Source organism: Methanoregula sp., from assembly GCF_041645475.1.
GTDB lineage: Archaea > Halobacteriota > Methanomicrobia > Methanomicrobiales > Methanospirillaceae > Methanoregula.
In genome coordinates, this window is sequence record NZ_JBAZQA010000001.1 from 216,567 (window position 1) to 236,599 (window position 20,033).

Genomic DNA, 20,033 nt, shown 5'->3' on the forward strand with positions numbered 1-20,033 from the left:
ACGACCGCCGGAAAAAACGGTGCATGCGCCACCTTCCTCTGCCGGTGAAGTTTCACTCAGGGGATAATTTTTATTTCCGGTATTTTCCGGAGTAATTAAGATCAGTACAAAGTAGGGGGGGTAGCCCACCTACCCCCCCTCCATCATTTTTCAAAACCGGCCGGACCCCCCCACCCACACAGGGGGGTGGTATGCCGACGACCCCCTCCCCCCTTCAGATCAAAAGGACCACCCCCTATCAGGATCAAGTAGCCCGCCGGGAAAACGATCACGCCGGAGGCCTGCGGAACCGGGCACACATTCTGGTGTGCAATACCTGTGCAATACCACTTTTGAGGAGGGGGGTCCCCGGGTAACCCCCCCACCATTATTTTTTTAAAATGATCGGACCCCCCCGGCCTTTGTTTTTCAGGAAGGGAGTGACCCCCCGCCAGAGAATAATTTCCCAGGGTCGGCAGGCCGCATCCGCACAACCGTTTCCGGTTCGATAAGGAAATGAGGCAGGTGGTCTCTTCTAATCATATCACCGGAACAGTGCCGGGTTCTGCCTGCGTCTCCACCAGCGCAGGATAAGGAATCCGCTTCCGATGAGTACCAGGACAACCACCCCCACAATTGCGATAGTGGCAGGCGAAAAAACCGATGCCGGTTGTGAGGCCGGAGCAACTGTAGTCTGCTGCACGGCCGGTGCCGGCGTTACCGGTAAAGAAATTTCCGGTGACACAGTAACCGCTGGAGACGTTGTTACAGGATCGCCAATTGTTGTTCCGGATAGTACGGCTGTTTTGTTCCCGCCGGTCCCGGGCAACGCGCTGATCGCATAGAGGGAGAACCCGGTACTCGTTGACGTGAACGTAACCTCACCCTGCGCCGTTGATCCGACCGTTGTCGGCAGGGCGGTCCAACCGGTTCCGGTGTAATGGTACATCACAATATCCTGCGGGGACAGGTGGTGCTCCGCGAGATACGAGTCCGGCACCGTGAAGGTGATCGTTGCACCGGTGATGGTTGTATACCGGGCCGGCACGAGACTGATATACTCGTAAATGCTGCCGGGGGCAGGGGAGACACCCGCGGGGAGGGCCGACGGCACCGTGCCGGTGACGATCAGATCGGCAATACCGGTGCCGGTTACGTCAACCCGGCTTACGGCAGAGTTCCCGCCAACGTTCACTTCCGTTGTGGCAGATTGCCGGACAGCCGGTGCCGCTGGCGCTGCCGGGCCGTTATCCGATCCTCCATCAAGGGGGGGTTCTGTGTAGGTGTACTGGTCGGCGGGTGATGGGGTGGATGTACCATAGGCATTGGTAACGGTGATGTGAACGGGCCCGGCATTCCCGGCCGGGGCGATCGCGGTCATCTGGGAATCGGTATCCGCCGTGCTGAATGTATACGACGTTGCCGGGGTGCTCCCGAAGGTGACATTCGTTGTTCCGGTGAAGCCCATGCCGGTGATGGTAACCGCAGTGCCGCCGACAGCCATGCCGGAACCCGGTGAGACACTGCTCACGACCGGAACCGCGGAGGTATCCGTGAACACCGACGTCAGGATCTGGAAAGAGTTTTGCTGAAGGGGGGTACCGGATTCATACGCCACGCCATCATAATTCATCGTCATGTTGAGCCGGTACGTGCCATCCGTCCGGTTTGTGGGTGCGCCCCAGCTGTTCACAGCAAGCCAGTACGGGTTGTCCGGATCCGTAGTGTTGTAACCAACAATGATCACGCCATGTCCCCCGGCAAGCTCTTGGCCACTATAGGGGGACGGGTCAAACATGGACGTGTTTGATCCATAACCCCAGAAATCAGTAAAATCCATAAATCCGGCCAAGGGTAAATAGAAGAAATACAGGACGGGATGATTTGCATCCAGGGCTGCCCTGATATTCGTAATCGCAGTCGAGTTCCCCACCCCGAAGGTTACTATTGTGGAATTTGATAGGGAATTGAGCGAGTAAGACGGGGAGGTTGCAATGGAGCGAAACGGTACTGCAGTTGAACCATCGGGATTCGGATGGTAATCGCGATACGATGCATTCGTATTTGTCCAGGGAATCGGGGACTTGTCCTGGTTGTAAAACGCGGTAAAGTTCTGCACATACCCCCCAAAGCATGCATATATGCCCGTATTGTACTGGTATTTCGAGTTGACGTACTGGATTGATAGCCGGTCGTGTATCCCGTTGTTTACATTATGTTCGATCTCAAGGGCGCCGTTTGATGCCCAGATCCAGCAGTTTCCACAATTCCCCTGGTCTCGTTCTGACGGGATATAGGGAAGATAGGGGAGCAGGGTTACAGAACGGGCGGGGGAGGATCGGAGAAGACGTCGCGCTGGAGCAGAATAGGTTGGTGCTGTGTCGATCGCATTCTGTATCTGATCCAGCTGCTCTTTTGTGAAATGCATGATTGTATGTGTTCCCTGATACTCCGAAGTCTCCCCGGAATTTCCGTCGGCTCCTGCACAGACCGGAACCCCCATACCCGCTGCAATACCAAGGACAAGGACAATGCACAGCAGGTATACGATCCTGCTTGCACATTGCCCGGATGGTTTCATCACGTACTCTCACTTCCTCATAACCCGGCTGTTGGCACATTTCCTTGTATACAGAGATATTCCCAAGAGACATCACCGGCAGAAATACAAGAATCGTGAAACGTATTCCGTTCAACGCGGAGTGTCCGCTGCATCGGGCGGCCAGATACGGAAATTCCGTTGTCCGGGAATCCTGTAATGCTTCAGTTTTGTTTCAGCAGAGATAATATATTCCGTCCTTTTTTGGAGTATACGATTACGATGCCCTTTCACAACCTCCGAATTGGGGCGCCCCCACAGCGATCTCCTTATCAAATAATCCGATGCAGGTAATCTGCCCAGCTCCGACGCGACGAGGCGTCGCGGCGACCCCCATCAGGGAGTGGGAGGAATTATCGGGTATTTTTCGACAGGTTTAAGCGGAAGCCATCAGCAATATCCCGACAGGTGAGAAGACTGGCTGCATCCCCTGACACACCGATCACGGTTGTCCGCATCCATTACGTGAAGGAAGGTTGCGAACCGCAGTTCGAAGCGGAACTGAAAAAACACATGGACGAATTCACTGCCATACCGGCCAACCTCGGGATCTCGATATTCCGGCCGGGACTGCATCATGACGGAGTGTACCGGATAGTCTACAAGTTCGCATCCAAGACGGAACTCGACCGGTGGCATGCCTCGCCCACCTATCTTGCATGGATGAAAACCGAGACGGCGCTCACAATCGCCCCGCCCCGCACAGAAGAACTCACCGGCCTCGAGACCTGGTTCACGCTCCCCGGGCAGAATATCCTGAAACCTCCCACAAAGGCCCGCCAGGCTGCCGTGACCTGGATAGCCGCACTTCCGGTCTCGATCATCATCTCGCTCATCACCGGCCCATTTCTCGATTCCCAGTCGTTCCTGGTCCAGAAAGTGGTCTTCGTCACTCTCCTGGTTGTCCTGCTCACATGGGTCGTCATGCCATTTGCCTCCCGGCTCTTCGCCCGATGGCTCTTCCCTGCCGAAAGCCTGCCTTCCGGCCCGGAATAGGAGCGGACCTGCAAACCCTTCCCTGGACGGGGAAGCAGTTCAGGATTATTTCCCGTAAAATAGGGGGATTTTCAGTGGAGAGCCGCATCGTATCGACCGTTTTTCGAAGAGTGGGGCCCGGTGTTATCTCTTCCGCTTCTTCTTCCCTTCCGCCACCATCATCCGTATAGCATCCGCCACGAACCGGGCAACAGTCTCCCTGGGAAGCATCGCATCCACGATAACAAACCGACCGGGCTCATTCCGGGCATAGGACAGATAATTGTTCTGCACTTTTTCCAGAGTTTCGCGCTTCTCGAAATGCTCCCGCTGAGAATCCGGTTTCAGACGGGTCAGGGCATCGTCAACAGGGAGAACGCAGAGAAACGTCTTATCAGGAATAACCGTCCAGCCATTGTGCATGGCCCGCATCCATCCCTCGGGATTCGGGACAATACCCTGCAATGTTACGGACTGGTATGCAAACCGGCTGTCACTGTACCGGTCGGAGATGACAAGCCGGCCTTCGGCAAGGGCCGGCCGGACAACCTTCGCAAGATGGGCTGCATGGTCGGCGACAAAGAGCGTTGCCTCCGTGATGGGATCGATCTGTTCGGCAATGGCCCGCCGGACCTGGTCACCCACCCAGGTTGCCCCGGGCTCCCGGGTGAAGACCGGGTCCAGGTCGGAGAGGAGTTCTTTTAAGGCCGCATGAAGCGAGCTCTTGCCGCTCCCGTCGATTCCTTCGAGGGTGATTAACACAGGGTTCCCCTCCGGATCCATTCCAGTGGCACGGCCCCATAATGAAGTGCCGTTGCAATGATCGCCCCGTCAAACCCGGCCTTTTTGAGCAGCTCCAGGTCGGTGACGGTAGCCACACCCCCGCCATAGAACAGCCGCCCGTTATACGAAGATCGCAGGGTTTCCAGGAACCCGGGATCAAGGCCGTTACGGGTTCCCACGGCCGCGATGTTCAGGATGATGCAGCCGTCAAAGTCCCAGGAGTCCGCCTTCCGGAGCATCAACGCCGGGTTGCTTAAGGAAGGAATGACCCGACCGTCCTTGATATCGAGGCTGAGGTATCCCTCGTGGTACTGCGACAGGTCGGACCCCCCGGTCTCGGTCCCGACAATATTAACAATGTTCTCCCCGTGGAGCATGTCACCGGGAGAACGGCACCCCCGGTCAACATAGCAGGCGCTGACCTGCCGGGCACATTCCGCAACAATGGCATCATGCGCCCCATCACCTTCGATCCGGTCGAGGTCCGCGATATAGATATATTTTGGGGCAATGGCTTTGAGAAAACCCAGCGGTTCTGCCGTCGGGGAACAGCCCCAGTTTAACGGTTTGTAAGTCTCACGGTGCCCGGATTTCCCGTGCACGACCAGATTATGGCGCAAATCAAGAGCAAGGACCAGATCCATAGAGAACGCAACCACTATTAGGATAAAAGATCATTAAACTTTATGCAATTGTTGGTCAGCCCAAGCTCTATCAATGAAGCCAGACACTCCACTGCCGCTGACATAGTCGATGTTAAAAAGCCATCCGAAGGATCCCTGGGAGCCAATTTCCCCTGGATTATCCGCGAGATCAAATCGTTTGCAAAAAAGCCGGTAAGTGCGGCGATTGGCGACTTCGATTACAAACCCGGCGGGGCTTCACTGGCTGCCTACGGGGCGGCCTGTGCCGGGGCTGACTACGTGAAGATCGGTCTTGCATTCGATGGCGTGGAGAAGGCAAACGATGTGATTGATGCCGTTGTCAAGGCGGTCAAGGACGAGTTCCCGGAAAAATTCGTCGTGATTGCGGCTTACTCGGATTTTGAACGGATGCACTCCATCTCCCCGTTTGACATGGCACCCATTGCCGCCGAATGCGGGGCTGATTTTGCCATGGTCGATACCGGCATAAAAGACCGGCAGAGCACGTTTGCGTTCATGAACGAGGAGACGCTCCGCTCATTTGCGGAGAAGAACCGGAAACTCGGTCTCGGGACCGCTCTTGCCGGTGCCCTGAAGTTTGAAGATATTGATGCCTTAAAGCGCATCAACCCGGAAATTATCGGTGTGCGGGGCATGGTCTGTGGCGGCGACCGGAATGCGGTTGTCCGCGAGGATCTGATCAAGACCGCACTCGCCATGATAAGGTGAATTATGTACGTTGAAAAACTGGATGTCCCCCTCTCATTAACGTTTGACGATGTGCTGCTCGAACCCCGGGCCTCGTGGCTCGAGCCTTCCGAAGCGGATGTCAGCTCGCGGTTCACGAAGAAGATTGGCGTGAACATTCCGCTTGTCTCTGCAGCAATGGATACGGTCACGGAAGCGACCATGGCCATAACCCTCGCCCGCGAGGGGGGGATTGGCGTCATCCACCGCAATATGCCCGCAGAACGATCGCTGCAGGAAGTCACGTTCGTCAAGCAGGCAGAGGAACTCATTGAGCGCGAAGTTCTCTACGTTGAAAGTACTGCAACCGTCTCCGACGCTGAACGCATCATGCACCAGTACAGCATCGGCGGCGTCCCGGTCATCGACAAGGGGAAGATCATCGGGATTGTCAGCAGGCGGGATGTCCGGGCAATCGTGCAGAAGCGCGGGGACGAGAAGATCACCGCGATCATGACGAAGAAACCGATCGTGGCCGAAGAGGATATCTCTGCTGAAAAAGCGCTCGAGATCATGTACACGAACAAGGTCGAGCGCCTGCCGGTAGTAGACGACAAGGGCAAACTCATCGGGATCATCACGATGCAGGATATCCTTGAGAAGCGCCAGTACCCCCAGGCCTGCCGGGATGCCAAAGGAAACCTCCGGGTGGCAGCCGCGGTAGGTCCGTTCGATTTTGCCCGGGCCGAACTTCTCGACCAGAACGGCGTGGACGTGCTTGTCGTGGATACCGCACACGGGCACAACATGCGCTGCGTTGCGGCCATCAAGGATATCAAGGGAAGCATGAAGGCAGAAGTGGTTGCCGGCAACATTGCCACAAAGGAGGCGGCAATAGCCCTTGTTGATGCCGGAGTTGACGGTGTAAAGGTAGGGATCGGCCCGGGTTCGATCTGTACTACCCGGATCGTTGCCGGGACCGGTGTCCCCCAGATAACTGCCGTTGCACAGGTTGCCGATATTGCTCATGCTGCCGATGTGCCGGTTGTCTCGGATGGCGGCATCCGGTTCAGCGGCGATGTGGCAAAAGCCCTTGCCGCCGGTGCAGATACCGTCATGATGGGCAGCATGTTTGCCGGGACGGACGAGTCGCCCGGCAAAGTCATCAGCATGAAAGGCCGGCGCTACAAGCAGTACCGGGGCATGGGTTCCCTTGGCGTGATGAACAGCGGGGAATCGAGCGACCGGTATTTCCAGAAGAAGGGAATCGGCAGCACGAAGTTCGTGCCCGAAGGCGTCGAGGGTGTCACCCCCTACGTTGGCCATGTCAGCGAGGTCATCTACCAGCTTGTCGGCGGGCTCAAATCGGCGATGGGCTACACGGGTTCAAAGACCATTGCCGATATGCACACGCACGCACGGTTTGTCCGGATCACGAATGCGGGCATGACCGAGAGCCACCCACACAACATCATGATAACTGACGAAGCGCCCAACTACCGGCTCTTCGAATAATCCATTTCTTCAAATTTTTTTTCGTTTTTTTTAGCACAAGGTTTATTTTTCCGCAGGCTTCAGTCATCGTGTGGACCTTTTTATTCTCCGTCACGGGAAAGCAGAGACACCCGGCAAAGGAATGGCCGATGAAGAACGCAGCCTGACCAAAAAAGGGCAGGGCGATATCCTGGCTGTTGCGCTCTGGATGGCATTACAGGAATACCAGTTTGACGTGATTGCCGCAAGCCCGCTCATCCGGGCGCAGGAAACGGCTGCGATAGTTGTAGAAACCCTTGGCGGGCCAAAGAAGGTTGCAACCTGGGAGTGCCTTGTTCCCGGGGGAGACCCGGATACCGTCTGCCACGAGATCAGCCGGTTTCCCAAAGACAACCGGATCCTGATCGTTGGGCATGAACCGCTCCTCTCAACGCTCATCAGCAGGATAATCACCGGTGGCGAGGGGGCAGGCATCGTCATGACGAAAGGCGGGCTTGCAAAGATCAGGAATTTTTCTTTTACCGGGCTGCCTTCCGGGGAACTGCACTGGCTGATCACCGCAAAACAGATGGCGGAGACCGGGGCACTGGAATTTACCAGCAAAAAACAGTGAATCGATCCCTTTTTTTTAACGCAAACATCATCCGCATTAAGGAGCGCAGGTCTATCCGCTCCATCAGGATGCCGGCGGGTTTTTGGCGATATGTATGCCGGGTCATGAACCTTATCATTACCTGAAGCTAACAGGATAGGACACGATTGCATTATGACCGGAAATCCAGCGCCGTGGCCGGATCTCAACCTCACCCCCTGGGCGCTCATTGGCACCGGAGGGTTCTGCGGATCGGTCCTGCACTATACTATCAACGCGGTCTTCTCCACGCTGCCCGGCACCCTCATCGTCAACACGCTCGGCTCGGTTCTCATGGGGATCTTCATGTTCGAGTCCATGGCAACCGGGCGGTTCAGCCGCCATGCCCGGATGCTCATCGGCATCGGGTTTCTCGGGGCATTTACAACATTCTCAGGTCTTGCGCTGATCGCAGTCGAACAACCACCTGTGGTTGCGGCAGTCTACGTTGCTGCAACCCTGCTGCTCGGGCTTTTCGGTATACTCCTGGGCCGCACCATCGTAGGCCTGCACGGGAGGCGCTGATATGGACCCGGTGCTGCTTGTCGGACTGGGAGGGGCGTTTGGATCCATACTGAGGTACGAGTGCTCGAAGATCCAGCCGTTCCGGGGACTCCCGGCAGGGACGCTGCTCGTAAACGTGCTCGGCAGTTTTGTCTTCGGCCTCGTTGTCTTCTCCCGGGCGCCGGCCGATCTCATGTACTTCCTTGGTATCGGGGGCATGGGCGGTTTTACAACCTTCTCGACATTCAGTTACGAGACCTTCCGGATGCTGGAGGATCAGGATTATTATGGAATGGTATCGAACATCCTCACGAACGGGGCAGGCAGCATTCTCAGCGTCATGGCTGCGCTTGCCATCTGCACGGGTCTGGGTATAACGGGATGAGGACAATGCAGGACGGTATGCTTCTGAGGATTTACATGGCGGAATCGGCCCGGATACATTCCGTGCCGGGCTACAAGTACCTGACAGATTTTTTCTTGAAGAGAAATTTTCCCGGCTGCACGGTAACCCGGGGAATGACAGGATTTGGCCATGAGAAACTGATCCGGACCGTTGATGTCCTCCACCTTTCGCTTGACCTGCCGGTGGTCATTGATGTTGTCGACACCCGCGAGCGGATACAGGAAATTCTGCCCGAAGTTGAAGCTATGGTAGAGCACGGGCTTGTCACGGTGCAGGATGTGCAGATGATCCGGAAAATCCCGGAGAAGAGATAGCCGGGCCTGATCCCCCATGAGTTTAGGTACATGGAAGCGCGGTGATCGATGGTGAGGCAGGGGAATAATTCCGGGGAATCAATGAAGAGAACGATCGATCCCAATCAGCATGAGCGAGAGAGCATCCTCAATTCCCCCGGCGCGTTCTTTGCCCCCGGTCCATAAAAATAAACCGTTTCCATCGTTTAAATTCCAGTACAGGGACAAAGCGTATATCCCGGTACCAAGAGAACAAGAGTATGTGGCAAAAACCACAACGAACGAATAACTGAAAAGGAAGTGATAATCACGTCGAATAAAGAAAAGAAGGCAGTTGCTCCCGCATCAAAGACTGCGCCCGAAGCAGCAAAGAACGATGCCAAGAAATCCAGCGGAAAGAGAGCATAATCCTATCTTCATTTCTCCTATTTTTCTTCGTATTCTTTATCCGGAAAGGGTGGTTTTACCCGCGTTGCTGCAAGGGTGAACTTCCAGGAACAATACGGCGTCCCGGGCTGTAGCTCGGGCGGGCACGACAGGCATTCGGTAACAACCCGTGAATCGATAGTCAGGGCAAAGACAGGAAACTCTGCAAGCCCTACGGCCTTGCAGAAAAAGAGCGGCAATCCCTTTCGTTCCCGGGCAGCCTGGACCCGGCAGGTCTTCGTTGCAACAATAAGGGTCGTTCCATCCGGCCGCCGGATCTCGTATTCATTGACATGCGTGAAGAGCCGGTTCTTCAACGCGATCTCCAGAGCGTCCAGCCCACCCTGCTCCGGAAGGTGGAGGCGTTTTCTGATCCGCCGGGCTTCAATTGCTGCGAACAGTTTCCAGACATCACAGTCCATTGCCACGGCAGCATCCATGCCATAGGCCTGCTCAACTGCCTGGAACCAGAGGCCGTCAATGGCCAGCCAGTTTTTGGCCGCATCGGTCAGCTCTTCATTATCGTCATTCTGCCGCAGTACCATGAACAGACGCTGGAATGTCCCGGGGCAAAAAGGTGCCGGTTGGCACGGGAGTTACCGGATCGCAACACCCAAAAATACCCGGGCCCAAGAGTGTAGGCATGGAGGATGCCAACCGGTACCGGAGAGCAACCTTTGCCGCAGGATCGTTCTGGGATGCCGAGGCCGCGTTCCGCAGGCTGGACGGAATTGTCGCAACCAGGACCGGGTATACCGGCGGTACCCTCCCGGAGCCCACGTATGAGCAGGTGAGTAAAGGCACCACCGGTCACGCGGAAGCAGTCGAGATCATCTTTGATCCCGGAACGATTGCCTACGACCAGCTGCTCAACGCATTCTGGGCAATGCACGATCCAACCCGACAGGAAGACCAGGGGGATTATTCCGGTCCCCAGTACCGTTCCGCGATCTATTACCAGGATCTGGATCAGAAAGTGGCAACCCTCGCATCACGGGAGCGCCTGAGCCGGTCAGGGAAATACCGGGACAGGCCGGTCGTCACCGAAGTGATACCTGCATCACAATTCTGGCCGGCAGAGGAGTGCCACCAGCAGTTCTACGAGAAATGCGCCCGGGGATACTGCACGAGCCGGCAGGTTGACGAGTAACAAAAAACCCGCGGGAGTGTAAGGGCAGCCGAAAGGAAGACAAACCGCGTGGATGCGCATTTTTTCTTTTCTGGTTCTGCCATTGAACCGATAGGTGCAACCCATGCACCCGGGCCATTTTACCATTATAAGTGCGCCGGCACATAATTCCTGATCAGAGTGTGTGGCACAGGGAAACCTGCCAGGCACTCGATATCCCCCAACCACCAGAGACCCGGGACGCGGGCAGGTCTGCCGGATCGCTTTCCCTGGCAGATCTGCCCCACCCGGATCCCGGATTGCGGCGGGAAAAACCAGGGCCGCCATCCTGCCTGACTGCACACGGGCATGGCCAGAGCGGCCTTAAGATTACACCATGAATTCAAAAATGCAATCCCGACAAATGAGAAACTGCACGGGACACAGGTGCCGGTTGGGCTTTTGAGACCAGCCAGAAACCGGCACTGCACCAGCTTCCTACAGATCATCACCCGTGCAGTTCCGCCCCATACAGATGTGTTCCAGAACAACAGTAACCAGCATTTCTTCACCAGAAACCGGTGCCGGGAGCAATGCCCGGCATGCAGGTTTAAAAAAATTCAAAAAATAAGAGAAATTACCGGATTTTTGTTCCCGGCTCTACGGTTTTTAAGGGAGTTAAGAGCGATGCCGCATCCCCGGCCGCAAGGATCATGCCGTTACTCTCGACACCGAAGATCTTGGCCGGTGCCAGGTTCGTGAGCACGATCACGTTCTGGCCCACAAGTTCTTCTGGCTTGTAGAACTGGGCAATGCCGCTCACAATCTGGCGGGTCTCGCCGCCGATATCCACCTGTAACTTTAAGAGCTTGCTGGACTTCGGGATAGCCTCAGCTGCAAGAATTTTACCGGTCTTCATCTCAACTTTTGCAAAATCTTCAATGGTTATTGCGGGTGTCTTTTCCATCTTTTTGTTCGCCTCCGCGACACGTTTCTGGAGCAGGGCTTCGAGCTCTGCAACCTGGGAATCTTCCATCTTGGCAAAGAGCGGGGCCGGGGCGGCAAGGCAGGTCTCGGGCACCGGGTGCACGGCATCGCTGACCGGGTGCGCTGCCACGTGGTCAAGGAACCCGAGCATCTTCCAGCACCGCTCGGCTGCATCGGGCATCACCGGTTCAAGGAGGAGCGCAAGGGCCTTGACTATCTGGACGCTGTTCTTTATCACCTGCGCTGCTGCTGCCCGGTCGGTCTTGATGAGTTTCCACGGGGCATTCGTCTGGATATAGGTATTGCCAAACGCGGCAAGCGTCATAATCGCGTCAACAGCGCCTTTGAACTCGTAGTCCCGCATCAGGGTGTCAACATTGGCAAGCGTCTTTGCGATCTCGGCCATGATCGCGGGATCAACCGGACCTTCCGGAATACCCGCAAACTCTTTGTGGGCAAAGAAGAGCGTGCGGTACGCGAAGTTGCCAAAGATGTTGACAACCTCGTTGTTGATCCGCTCGGAGAAGACCTTCCACGAAAAGTTCAGTTCCTTGGTATGGCTCGTGTACGCGAGCAGGTAATACCGGAGGTAGTCGGGAGAGAGGCCCTTGTCGAGATAATCGTCATTGGTCCAGACAACGTAGCCCCGGGATTTCGAGAACTTGTGGTCGTCCACCTTGACCATCCCGCTTGCGACAATTGCGTGGGGAACCCCGTAGCCGGCCCCCTTGAGGAGCGCCGGCCAGAAGATCGAGTGGTGGTAGATGATGTCGCCGCCAATGAAATGCGTGACCCGGTTCTCTCCGCACCAGTAGCGCTTCCAGTCCTTGCCGTTTGCTTTCGCCCATTCCTCGGTGAACGCAATGTAGCCGATCGGGGCATCCACCCAGACATAGACCACAAGGTCATCGCGGCCCGGGAACTTCACGCCCCATTCAAGGGTCCGGGTGATGCACCAGTCGTGGAGCTCGTCCTTTATCCAGCCGATGGCATAGTTCTTGGCATTGGTCGTGCCCCGGACGGTGTCGAGGTAGGTGAGGAGGAAGTCCTTGAACTCCGAGAGCTTGAAGAAGTAATGTTCCTGGTCGCGGAACTCGGCTTTCGTGCCGCAGACCTTGCAGACCGGATCCTTGATCTCGCCCGGTTCAAGGTGCTTGCCGCAGCCCTGGTCGCACTCGTCGCCACGGGCGGGCTTGCCGCAGTGGGGACAGATCCCCTCAACGTACCGGTCGGGCAGGAAGCGTTTGCATTTCGTGCAGTACGCCTGGTGGACTACCTGCTTGTAGATGTAGCCGTTCTTCTCGAGCTCGGCAACAATCGCCTGCGCCCGGTGGTGGGTTGCCGGGTCGTCGGTCATGCCGAAGCGGTCGAACATGACATTCATCCGCTTGAAAGTCTCGTCGAAATGTTTGTGGTAGCGTTCCGAGAGCGCCCGGGGGGAGATACCCGACTCCTCGGCCGAGACCACGATAGGGGTCCCGTGGTTATCGGAACCGCAGACGAAGAGGACCTCTTCACCCGCACGCCGCATGTAGCGGACGTAAGCGTCAGCAGGGACGTACGTTCGCAGATGGCCGAGATGGCAGGGTCCGTTCGTATACGGAAGCCCGCAGGTGACGAGCAGCGGCTGTTGATTCATCAGTACTTTTTAGATGCTTATGGGTAATAAGATCTGTATATGGTAAAACGGCACAACCTGGCAACGCGGGCATTCGGGTCGGAACCCGGGGTGCCGGATGTGGCCGCACTCGCGGCCTGGATCAAAGAACACCGGGGCCGGATGGCGGATATCCTCACGTTCCGGCTCGACCGATCGCTTGCACCCCAGATCCCCGCAGGGATCCTCTCACCCTGTGCGGGCGGGAAATTCTACGCAGACCGTATCCTGCAGTGCATTGCCGGCATCAGCGACCGGAGGGCAACCGGGGAACTCTACCTGGACACCGCCGACCTGATCGAGGATGCAGCCGGGATCGTTGTCCAGAAAAAAGGGGCCTGGTGTGCCATCCCCGCACCTCATGTTCTCAGCATCACCGATACGTATTACGATGACGACGAGGAGTGGAGCGACGCCCTCTGCGGCACGTACCGCACGCTGATGCGGACCATGCGGGATACCGGGGTTGCCGGCCACGTGCTCATCGGGGACTGCATGGTAAAAGAGGAACTTGCCGCATTATCCCGGCAGAACGTCTTCTTCTTCCAGCCGGAACCCGACCGGGAAAGTCTCGCTAACCTTATGGAATGCCAGCGACAGGTTGCGATCGGGAAGAAGTACCTGGAGATGCTCTTTGGTCTTACGGAAGAATACACGCTCCAGAAGGTCTTTATCATCGACCCGGATCCCCGGTCCATTGATCTCGCATTGTCGCATCTCGATCCGGATCAGGTTGTTTGCGGAGGATACTGCACGGAAGAGAGAGAGGATTACTGGAAAGACCTTGTGGCAGCGGCAGTATATAGACGCTGATCTTTCACTCTTTTTTCTGCCCATACCCCCCTGTTTTCCCATCCCGTGAAAAATGTGGGGGATTATTACCCGGACACCTGGTGGGTGACCGAGGGGATAGTAATCTGCTCATAGTAGGTGGCCCGGTACCCGTCCGGGAACGTGATGGTTGTCACGCCCGGAGAGAAATCCGGGGATACGAGCGGAGCGAACCAGTAGGTATTGAGGACTGCCTGGGCGTGCTCGAACGATAATGAAGGTGTTGTTATCGAAGTGGTTTTGCCGGCAACAGGATTCACGGACGCAAAGGACGGGATCACAAGATGGGCTGACGAACTGCTGACGTCACTGACGGTTGGCTGCCAGACACCCCCGGCCTCGAACGCGGATTTGAGCTGAGCCTCGGGATCGGCGAGCCGGAAGAAGACCGCGGTCTGTTCCACGAGCGAGAGGTCATAAGTGATATCCATCTGTGCATCACCATTTCCCGCAAGGGTGATGCTGAGGGATTTCATGGTAAAGGCTGAGGCGGGCATAACGGTGCATGCCAGGATTATGAGTCCCGCCACGGCAAGATAAAGTCTCTTCATGGAGATTGGTGTTGATACCAGGAGGTTAAATGATCGATAGATGGCAGGAGTTATAATAATCCCCGTTTCGGTTCCCGAAACCAAGGGATCGATTTGAGGGGATAGACGGGGTTGCGGGTGTTCTGCCGGATGAAAAAAGAGAGGATTATTCCGTGTTCGTTAGTTTCTGCGGGTGACGAGAACAAACGCGGCACCAAGGATACCGGCAACAATCACCGGCAGCGAAACCGGTGATTGGGTAGTTGGTGCCGGGGTCGGGGTTCCCGGGGTAAGAGTGACATAGATATCAACGGTCTCACCAACACCGGGCTGCCTTGGGATCGTGCCGGTTGCCGTTGCATACCCGTCTTTTGTCACAGTGAACTGGGAGAAGGGGGTACCGGTCGTTGCAACCGGAATGGTGAGGATCCCGCTGTGGATGAATCCTGATGGGGTGGACCCGAGCAGGACCTTGGCTCCTTCAACGGAGCAGTGGATGGCAATGTATCCCTGACCGCTTCCCGGGATCTGGGTGGCGGTGGTTGGTGCGGTCACATAGGTAGGCGAGGAGACCGGCGTTAAGGTGACCCAGACTCCCGCGGTCTGTCCCTTGGCAGGAGCTGACGGCAGGGAGCCGGAGGCAGTCACGTACCCGCTCTTCTCCACCCGGTAGGTCTTGTAAGGCGTGCCCGTGGTATAGACGGGAACGGTGAGGATTCCTCCCGAGATGGTGCCTTTGTAGGTTGAGTCAAAATAGACAGAAGCGCCATCAATACTCTCGTGCACGGCAATCCAGCTCACATCCCCGCCGATCAGCGTTTCTGCAGTTGTCGGGACCGCAGTTGTCGCAGTTGTGGACGGGTTCAGGGTTGCATACAGGGTGATGGTCTCGCCATCGGAAGGCATCCGGGCAATCGTCCCCTGGTAGGTCACGTACCCGTTCCTGCTGACCGTGAACGTGCTGTACTGGGTTCCGGTTGTTGCAACCTCGAAGGATTTCTCGGTGGTCCCGCTCATGATTCCCTGCGAGACCCCGTTGAACGCTACCGTGCCGTCGGCAACGTTCGCCTGGACTTTCAGCCAGCCCTTGCCGCTCCCAACCGGTTTCTCGGAGAGGGAGACCGTGACGGTGATGTCGCCGCTCGAACCCGGTGCAGGTTCCGGAATGGTCCCGGACTGGTCGTAATACCCGTCTTTTGTGATCAGGTAGCTTGAATACCCGCTCTCGTACGGGATCTCGAGCTGCCCGCCGGAGATCGTTCCCATGACCGTTCCGCCAATGGAGACCGAGGCCCCGTTGGCATTGCAGGATGATGACGTGAGATCGCTAGCGCACTGGAAGACAAGAGCAGTCCCGCCCCCGGGAAGTGCCGCTGAAGCGGGAAGTACAAGAAGGCCGGTTAGAGTAAGTGTCAGAAGGATGAAAATTCCGTGGTTCTGGTTCATAGCATCACTACCGATTGTATACCGGAATAATGGGCGGGTTTGTATAAATTAATATATGACTGGTTCCGGCGATGGTACTGCCTGGTGGGCGGGGATCGTTTTTATAGGAGTCACGAAAAAAAAGAGGAAAAAGAACGCTTATGCGCTCAGGGTATGGGTGACGGTCGGCATCGAGAGGGCTTCGTAATAGATTGTTTTGTACCCGTCCGGGAAGATGATGGTTGTCACGCCCGGGGAGAAATCCGCGGAGATGAGCGGTGCAAACCAGTAGGTTTTCAGCACGGTCTCTGCCCTCTCGAACGAGATTGCGGGAGTGGACAGGGTTGTAGAGCCATCCTTCTGGGAGACCCGTGCATAGGAGGGCACGAGAATATTTGCCGAGGAGCTCGTCACGCTGTTGACGGTGATCTGCTGGTTGGTATTGGAGTCAAAGGCTTTCTTGAGTTCGGTTGCCGGGTCGGCCATCCGGAAGAAGACGGCGCTCTGCTCAAGGAACGAGAGATCGTACTGCATATCAATGACTGCATCGCCGTTCGGTGCGAGCGTTACGGTAAGCGACTTGGCGGTGAAGGCCTGGGCGGGCATGACTGCGAATGCCAGAAGACACAGGCACGCAAGTAATAGGTAAACCCTTTTCATAGATGATCGGATCTAGATTGACAGTCCAAGATTAAATGCTTCGTGGCGAATAAGCCCGGAATGGAGGGATCCGGAAAACCGCGGGCCGGATCAGAGCTCTTCTGCCACCCGGACGAGTTCGCTGAAATGCCGGCTCTTCTTAAAAAGCCACCAGGTGAACCGTTCGACCACCGTGAAATTGAACGAGCCCCCGGCAGCGCCCGGGTGCCCACCGCCCCCGAACTGGCGGGCAATGAGGTGGCTTATCGGCGGCACGGAGCGGATCGAGAACTTCCCGTCTTTTCCTATGATCACTTCGATATCCGTCTTCTTCTCGTCCCGGATGAAATGGGCAGTCTCGCTCGGGTAGCCATAGAGCGGGGCAAACGCGATCCGGTATTTTTTCCCAAGGAAGGTAGCCTGCTTGAGGCTCCGGTGCATCATCTCTTCCATCTCGGCAGTGATCTCCCGGTTTTCCCGGTCGATCTGCTCGTCGCTGAAGATACCGGTGATAAGGCAGTCGCGGACATGGTCCCGGTTCTTCTTGCGCTGGAGCACCTGGCCGAGCACGGCAGAACGCGGGTCTGCATGCTTCCAGAGATCGTAATCGCAGACAACACGGGCCACCTCTCCCGCCACCGGGTTCTCCGGCGCAAGGTCGCGGGCAACAATCCCGGTTGCGCAGACCGACGTATCGATGTGGAGCAGGGAGACGATTGGCTCGATCAGGCTCACTTCCTCATCCCGCCAGCGGTGATGATCCCGCCACTCCACGACCCAGCCGTTCTTTTTTGCCTGTGCGGCTGTCTCCTCCGTCCCCCGGTGGTACCCGAGATCCGAGATCGAGAGGATGTCCCCTTTGCCCTCGCAGGCAGCCACAAGGGAGAAGAGTGCGGTAAATTTCCCGACAGAACTCCAGATGGTAAAGACCCCGCCGGTACCGTATTTCATCCGGTGGATCGCATCCGCTCCCACGGCATCGAGATCATTATGCGTCAGGTGGACAACATGCGCTGTGCGGCTTTTTACCGCATTCAGAAGCCCGCTGTCCCCTGCACCATCCTTCGGGAGCGACATTGGTTAATACTGTCATCCCCGTATATAAAAAAAGAACGGGAGCCAAAAGGGCATGCCGGAACAGATCATTTATTAATCAAAAGTGACAACACTATAGTCCTGCCCTAGTAGCTCAGCTTGGGAGAGCGCTAGACTGAAGATCTAGTTGTCGCCTGTTCAAATCAGGCCTGGGGCACTTCTTTTGTTGTTTTACGCTTGAAATAGTCATATTTTTCGTGCGCAGGGGCTTTTTGGGCTCCGAGATATTTTGGACTCCGGCATAGGGAGAAATCCAGAAAGTGGTACAACGTGCTCTACCGCATAAACTATAATAGAGATCTCATCGTTATTTCTGTAGCGGCGAACGATAGCCGGGGGACTTTCGTATGGACCTTCTGATAGCATCGGTGAGTATTCTGCTGCTGGCAATAGCTCTCCTGTACATTGGCCAGCGTCTCCGGATGCCGAGCATTGTCAGTTTTCTCATCATCGGGATGCTTGTCGGGCCATTCGGCCTCGGGCTCATCACCAACCAGGAATCCATCGACACCTTCGGTCAGATCGGGATCGTGCTCCTTCTCTTCACGATAGGTCTTGAGTTCTCGTTCAAGAAACTCATGAGGTCCTGGCGGACGGTGATCATCGGCGGCACGGTCCAGGTCCTGGCCACAATCATTGCAATCACCCTCATATCCAGATATTCCGGGATGCCGTTCAACGAGGCCCTGATCTTTGGGTTCATCGTCTCGCTCTCAAGTACGGCCATTGTCATGAAGATCCTCCAGGAGAAGGGCGAGGTGGACACCCTCCGGGGCCGGACCCTGCTTGGGGTCCTCATCTTCCAGGATCTCGCCATCATCCCGATGATGCTCATAACCCCCCTGCTTGTCGGGAGCGGGGGGCCCGACATGAATGCACTTCCCTACCAGGTGGGAAAAGTCGCGCTCATCATCCTCATCATCATCGTCATGGCCCGGTGGATCATCCCGGCCTTCCTCTTCCGGGTAGCCCGGGAGAAGAACCGGGAGCTCTTCCTCATCACCCTTGCCGGCACCTGCATACTCATTGCCTGGCTGACAAACGAGGCGGGACTCTCGTTCACGCTCGGGGCCTTCATCGCGGGCCTCATCATAGGGGAGTCCGAATACAACATCGATGCGCTGGGCCATATCATCCCGTTCCGGGACGTCTTTGCAGCCATCTTCTTCCTCTCCATAGGTATGCTGCTCAACACCCGGACCGTCTTTGTCGATTTCTATTACGTGGCAATGATGGTGCTCATCATCATTGTTTTCAAGATCCTGACCGGCGTTCTTGCTGCGAAGGTTCTCGGGATGCCCACCCGGGTCTGCGTCTTCACCGGTCTTGCCCTCTGCCAGATCGGGGAGTTCTCGTTTGTCCTTGCAAAGAACGGGCTCGATAACGCACTCATACCGGATACCGTCTACCAGATCTTCCTTGCAGGAGCTATCATCACCATGGCCCTGACCCCCTTTGCCATGAACGCCTCGCCAAAAGTGGTTGACCTGATCTACCGGATCGCACCAGGCCGGCTTTCCCGGGAAAGGGTGGATACTGAAGAGGTGAAAGAAAAGGGCCTTTCCGATCACATGATCATCATAGGCTACGGTATCACCGGCAAAAGCGTTGCACGGGCAGCAGCCATTGCCGGCATTCCCTCCATGGTCGTCGAACTGAACCCGGAGATCATCCGCCAGGAGCGCTCCACCTTCCGCCCCAACTTCCTGTTCGGGGACGCGGTCCAGGAGGAGATACTGGAACATGCCGGCATCCACCATGCCCGCACGCTGGTCATCGTTATCTCGGACGAGGAAGCGATCCCAAGAATAATCCACACGGCCCGGCAGATGGCCCCCGACATCCATATCCTGGCCCGGACACGGCATGTCCGGCAGGCACGCTACCTGCTGGAGCTCGGTGCTGATGAGATCATATCCGAGGAGTTCGAGGCGTCGCTGGAGATCTTTACCCGGGCGCTCAGGAATTACGAGATCCCCGAAGAAGAGATCGGCTACATCATCAAACGGACAAAAGTACTGGGCAAGACCATGTTCACGAAGAGCGACGATGGCGAGGCGGAACTCGAAGATCCCAACACCATGTTCCACGACCGGCATATCCACTCGTTCCATGTCGAGCCCGGGTCCGAGGCGGAGGGAAAGACCCTCGGCGAACTGAGTCTTGGATCCCGTTTCGGGGTCATGGAAGTCGGGATCCGGAGCCAGGGGAAGACCACGAGCCATATCGCTCCCACCCGGAGACTCCAGGATGGAGAAGTCCTCATCATGTTCATAACAGACCAGACCGCACAGGCCATGTCTTCACTATTTGAACGGGAAAAAGGAGAATAATGCCGCC

At 56.4% G+C, this 20,033-nt stretch carries 19 protein-coding genes and 1 tRNA gene; 11 read left to right on the plus strand and 9 right to left on the minus strand.

Translation table 11 applies throughout. From position 1 onward, the window contains the following. Positions 1-523: 523 nt before the first annotated feature. Positions 524-2,560 (minus strand): PGF-pre-PGF domain-containing protein, encoded by a 2,037-nt coding sequence (locus tag WC598_RS01050; RefSeq protein ID WP_372959771.1) that lies wholly within the window; start codon positions 2,558-2,560, stop codon positions 524-526. Positions 2,561-2,986: 426 nt separating this feature from the next. On the opposite strand from WC598_RS01050, the gene WC598_RS01055 reads away from it, so the two are divergent. Beyond that, complete coding sequence (locus tag WC598_RS01055; RefSeq protein WP_372959610.1) at positions 2,987-3,574, plus strand: antibiotic biosynthesis monooxygenase; 588 nt, start codon at positions 2,987-2,989, stop codon at positions 3,572-3,574. Positions 3,575-3,697: 123 nt separating this feature from the next. On the opposite strand, the gene tmk is transcribed toward WC598_RS01055, so the two are convergent. Both tmk and WC598_RS01065 read right to left on the minus strand, forming a co-directional pair. Next, the gene (tmk, locus tag WC598_RS01060; protein ID WP_372959611.1) at positions 3,698-4,315 is read right to left on the minus strand and encodes a dTMP kinase; all 618 of its coding nucleotides are present in this window, start codon (positions 4,313-4,315) and stop codon (positions 3,698-3,700) included. Then, positions 4,309-4,980 (minus strand): HisA/HisF-related TIM barrel protein, encoded by a 672-nt coding sequence (locus WC598_RS01065; RefSeq protein WP_372959612.1) that lies wholly within the window; start codon positions 4,978-4,980, stop codon positions 4,309-4,311. The genes tmk and WC598_RS01065 overlap by 7 nt, the downstream gene beginning before the upstream one ends. A 42-nt stretch (positions 4,981-5,022) precedes the next feature. Here WC598_RS01065 and WC598_RS01070 point away from each other — a divergent pair, with 42 nt between their 5' ends. From WC598_RS01070 to WC598_RS01095, 6 genes are all read left to right on the plus strand, one after another. Beyond that, positions 5,023-5,709, plus strand: a complete 687-nt coding sequence (locus WC598_RS01070; RefSeq protein WP_372959613.1) for a (5-formylfuran-3-yl)methyl phosphate synthase — start codon at positions 5,023-5,025, stop codon at positions 5,707-5,709. 3 nt (positions 5,710-5,712) lie between these two features. Further along, on the plus strand, positions 5,713-7,182 hold the full coding sequence (guaB, locus tag WC598_RS01075; RefSeq protein ID WP_372959614.1) for an IMP dehydrogenase: 1,470 nt from the start codon (positions 5,713-5,715) through the stop codon (positions 7,180-7,182). A gap of 70 nt (positions 7,183-7,252) precedes the next feature. Beyond that, the gene (gene sixA, locus WC598_RS01080) at positions 7,253-7,774 is read left to right on the plus strand and encodes a phosphohistidine phosphatase SixA (RefSeq protein ID WP_372959615.1); all 522 of its coding nucleotides are present in this window, start codon (positions 7,253-7,255) and stop codon (positions 7,772-7,774) included. A gap of 153 nt (positions 7,775-7,927) precedes the next feature. Then, complete coding sequence (locus WC598_RS01085; protein WP_372959616.1) at positions 7,928-8,317, plus strand: CrcB family protein; 390 nt, start codon at positions 7,928-7,930, stop codon at positions 8,315-8,317. Position 8,318: 1 nt separating this feature from the next. Beyond that, positions 8,319-8,681, plus strand: a complete 363-nt coding sequence (gene crcB / locus WC598_RS01090; protein WP_372959617.1) for a fluoride efflux transporter CrcB — start codon at positions 8,319-8,321, stop codon at positions 8,679-8,681. Positions 8,682-8,698: 17 nt separating this feature from the next. Beyond that, a complete protein-coding gene (locus tag WC598_RS01095) occupies positions 8,699-9,016 on the plus strand; it encodes a DUF190 domain-containing protein (protein ID WP_372959772.1) in 318 nt (105 codons plus the stop codon). A 404-nt stretch (positions 9,017-9,420) separates the two neighbouring features. On the opposite strand, the gene WC598_RS01100 is transcribed toward WC598_RS01095, so the two are convergent. Continuing rightward, positions 9,421-9,966: a DUF6125 family protein gene (locus WC598_RS01100; RefSeq protein ID WP_372959618.1), complete on the minus strand. Its 546-nt coding sequence runs from the start codon at positions 9,964-9,966 to the stop codon at positions 9,421-9,423. Positions 9,967-9,980: 14 nt separating this feature from the next. Here WC598_RS01100 and msrA point away from each other — a divergent pair, with 14 nt between their 5' ends. Beyond that, a complete protein-coding gene (gene msrA, locus WC598_RS01105; RefSeq protein ID WP_372959619.1) occupies positions 9,981-10,571 on the plus strand; it encodes a peptide-methionine (S)-S-oxide reductase MsrA in 591 nt (196 codons plus the stop codon). 595 nt (positions 10,572-11,166) lie between these two features. Here the strand turns inward: msrA and metG are convergent. Next, complete coding sequence (gene metG, locus WC598_RS01110) at positions 11,167-13,155, minus strand: methionine--tRNA ligase (protein ID WP_372959620.1); 1,989 nt, start codon at positions 13,153-13,155, stop codon at positions 11,167-11,169. Positions 13,156-13,194: 39 nt separating this feature from the next. Here metG and WC598_RS01115 point away from each other — a divergent pair, with 39 nt between their 5' ends. Then, a complete protein-coding gene (locus WC598_RS01115; protein ID WP_372959621.1) occupies positions 13,195-13,986 on the plus strand; it encodes a hypothetical protein in 792 nt (263 codons plus the stop codon). A gap of 65 nt (positions 13,987-14,051) precedes the next feature. Here the strand turns inward: WC598_RS01115 and WC598_RS01120 are convergent, their stop codons facing one another. From WC598_RS01120 to WC598_RS01135, 4 genes are all read right to left on the minus strand, one after another. Then, entirely contained in the window at positions 14,052-14,555 is a 504-nt protein-coding gene (locus tag WC598_RS01120) for a hypothetical protein (protein ID WP_372959622.1), read from the minus strand. A gap of 159 nt (positions 14,556-14,714) precedes the next feature. Next, on the minus strand, positions 14,715-15,980 hold the full coding sequence (locus WC598_RS01125; RefSeq protein WP_372959623.1) for a hypothetical protein: 1,266 nt from the start codon (positions 15,978-15,980) through the stop codon (positions 14,715-14,717). A gap of 138 nt (positions 15,981-16,118) precedes the next feature. Further along, a complete protein-coding gene (locus tag WC598_RS01130) occupies positions 16,119-16,619 on the minus strand; it encodes a hypothetical protein (RefSeq protein WP_372959624.1) in 501 nt (166 codons plus the stop codon). Positions 16,620-16,709: 90 nt separating this feature from the next. Next, entirely contained in the window at positions 16,710-17,675 is a 966-nt protein-coding gene (locus tag WC598_RS01135; RefSeq protein WP_372959625.1) for a phosphoesterase, read from the minus strand. A 101-nt stretch (positions 17,676-17,776) separates the two neighbouring features. Here WC598_RS01135 and WC598_RS01140 point away from each other — a divergent pair. Both WC598_RS01140 and WC598_RS01145 read left to right on the plus strand, forming a co-directional pair. Continuing rightward, positions 17,777-17,850, plus strand: a tRNA-Phe gene (locus WC598_RS01140). A 190-nt stretch (positions 17,851-18,040) separates the two neighbouring features. Further along, the gene (locus tag WC598_RS01145; RefSeq protein ID WP_372959626.1) at positions 18,041-20,026 is read left to right on the plus strand and encodes a cation:proton antiporter; all 1,986 of its coding nucleotides are present in this window, start codon (positions 18,041-18,043) and stop codon (positions 20,024-20,026) included. The last annotated feature ends 7 nt before the right edge of the window (positions 20,027-20,033 follow it).

Excerpts from the sequence above, each read along its gene's own strand:
- WC598_RS01120 (WP_372959622.1), bottom strand. The coding sequence starts at position 14,555 with ATGAAGAGACTTTATCTTGCCGTGGCGGGACTCATAATCCTGGCATGC.
- WC598_RS01065 (WP_372959612.1), bottom strand. The coding sequence starts at position 4,980 with ATGGATCTGGTCCTTGCTCTTGATTTGCGCCATAATCTGGTCGTGCAC.
- WC598_RS01115 (WP_372959621.1), top strand. The coding sequence starts at position 13,195 with ATGGTAAAACGGCACAACCTGGCAACGCGGGCATTCGGGTCGGAACCC.
- guaB (WP_372959614.1), top strand. The coding sequence starts at position 5,713 with ATGTACGTTGAAAAACTGGATGTCCCCCTCTCATTAACGTTTGACGAT.
- metG (WP_372959620.1), bottom strand. The coding sequence starts at position 13,155 with ATGAATCAACAGCCGCTGCTCGTCACCTGCGGGCTTCCGTATACGAAC.
- WC598_RS01085 (WP_372959616.1), top strand. The coding sequence starts at position 7,928 with ATGACCGGAAATCCAGCGCCGTGGCCGGATCTCAACCTCACCCCCTGG.
- WC598_RS01135 (WP_372959625.1), bottom strand. The coding sequence starts at position 17,675 with ATGTCGCTCCCGAAGGATGGTGCAGGGGACAGCGGGCTTCTGAATGCG.
- WC598_RS01095 (WP_372959772.1), top strand. The coding sequence starts at position 8,699 with ATGCTTCTGAGGATTTACATGGCGGAATCGGCCCGGATACATTCCGTG.
- WC598_RS01050 (WP_372959771.1), bottom strand. The coding sequence starts at position 2,560 with ATGAAACCATCCGGGCAATGTGCAAGCAGGATCGTATACCTGCTGTGC.
- WC598_RS01145 (WP_372959626.1), top strand. The coding sequence starts at position 18,041 with ATGGACCTTCTGATAGCATCGGTGAGTATTCTGCTGCTGGCAATAGCT.
- msrA (WP_372959619.1), top strand. The coding sequence starts at position 9,981 with ATGTCCCGGGGCAAAAAGGTGCCGGTTGGCACGGGAGTTACCGGATCG.
- crcB (WP_372959617.1), top strand. The coding sequence starts at position 8,319 with ATGGACCCGGTGCTGCTTGTCGGACTGGGAGGGGCGTTTGGATCCATA.
- WC598_RS01125 (WP_372959623.1), bottom strand. The coding sequence starts at position 15,980 with ATGAACCAGAACCACGGAATTTTCATCCTTCTGACACTTACTCTAACC.
- WC598_RS01130 (WP_372959624.1), bottom strand. The coding sequence starts at position 16,619 with ATGAAAAGGGTTTACCTATTACTTGCGTGCCTGTGTCTTCTGGCATTC.
- WC598_RS01070 (WP_372959613.1), top strand. The coding sequence starts at position 5,023 with ATGCAATTGTTGGTCAGCCCAAGCTCTATCAATGAAGCCAGACACTCC.
- WC598_RS01100 (WP_372959618.1), bottom strand. The coding sequence starts at position 9,966 with ATGGTACTGCGGCAGAATGACGATAATGAAGAGCTGACCGATGCGGCC.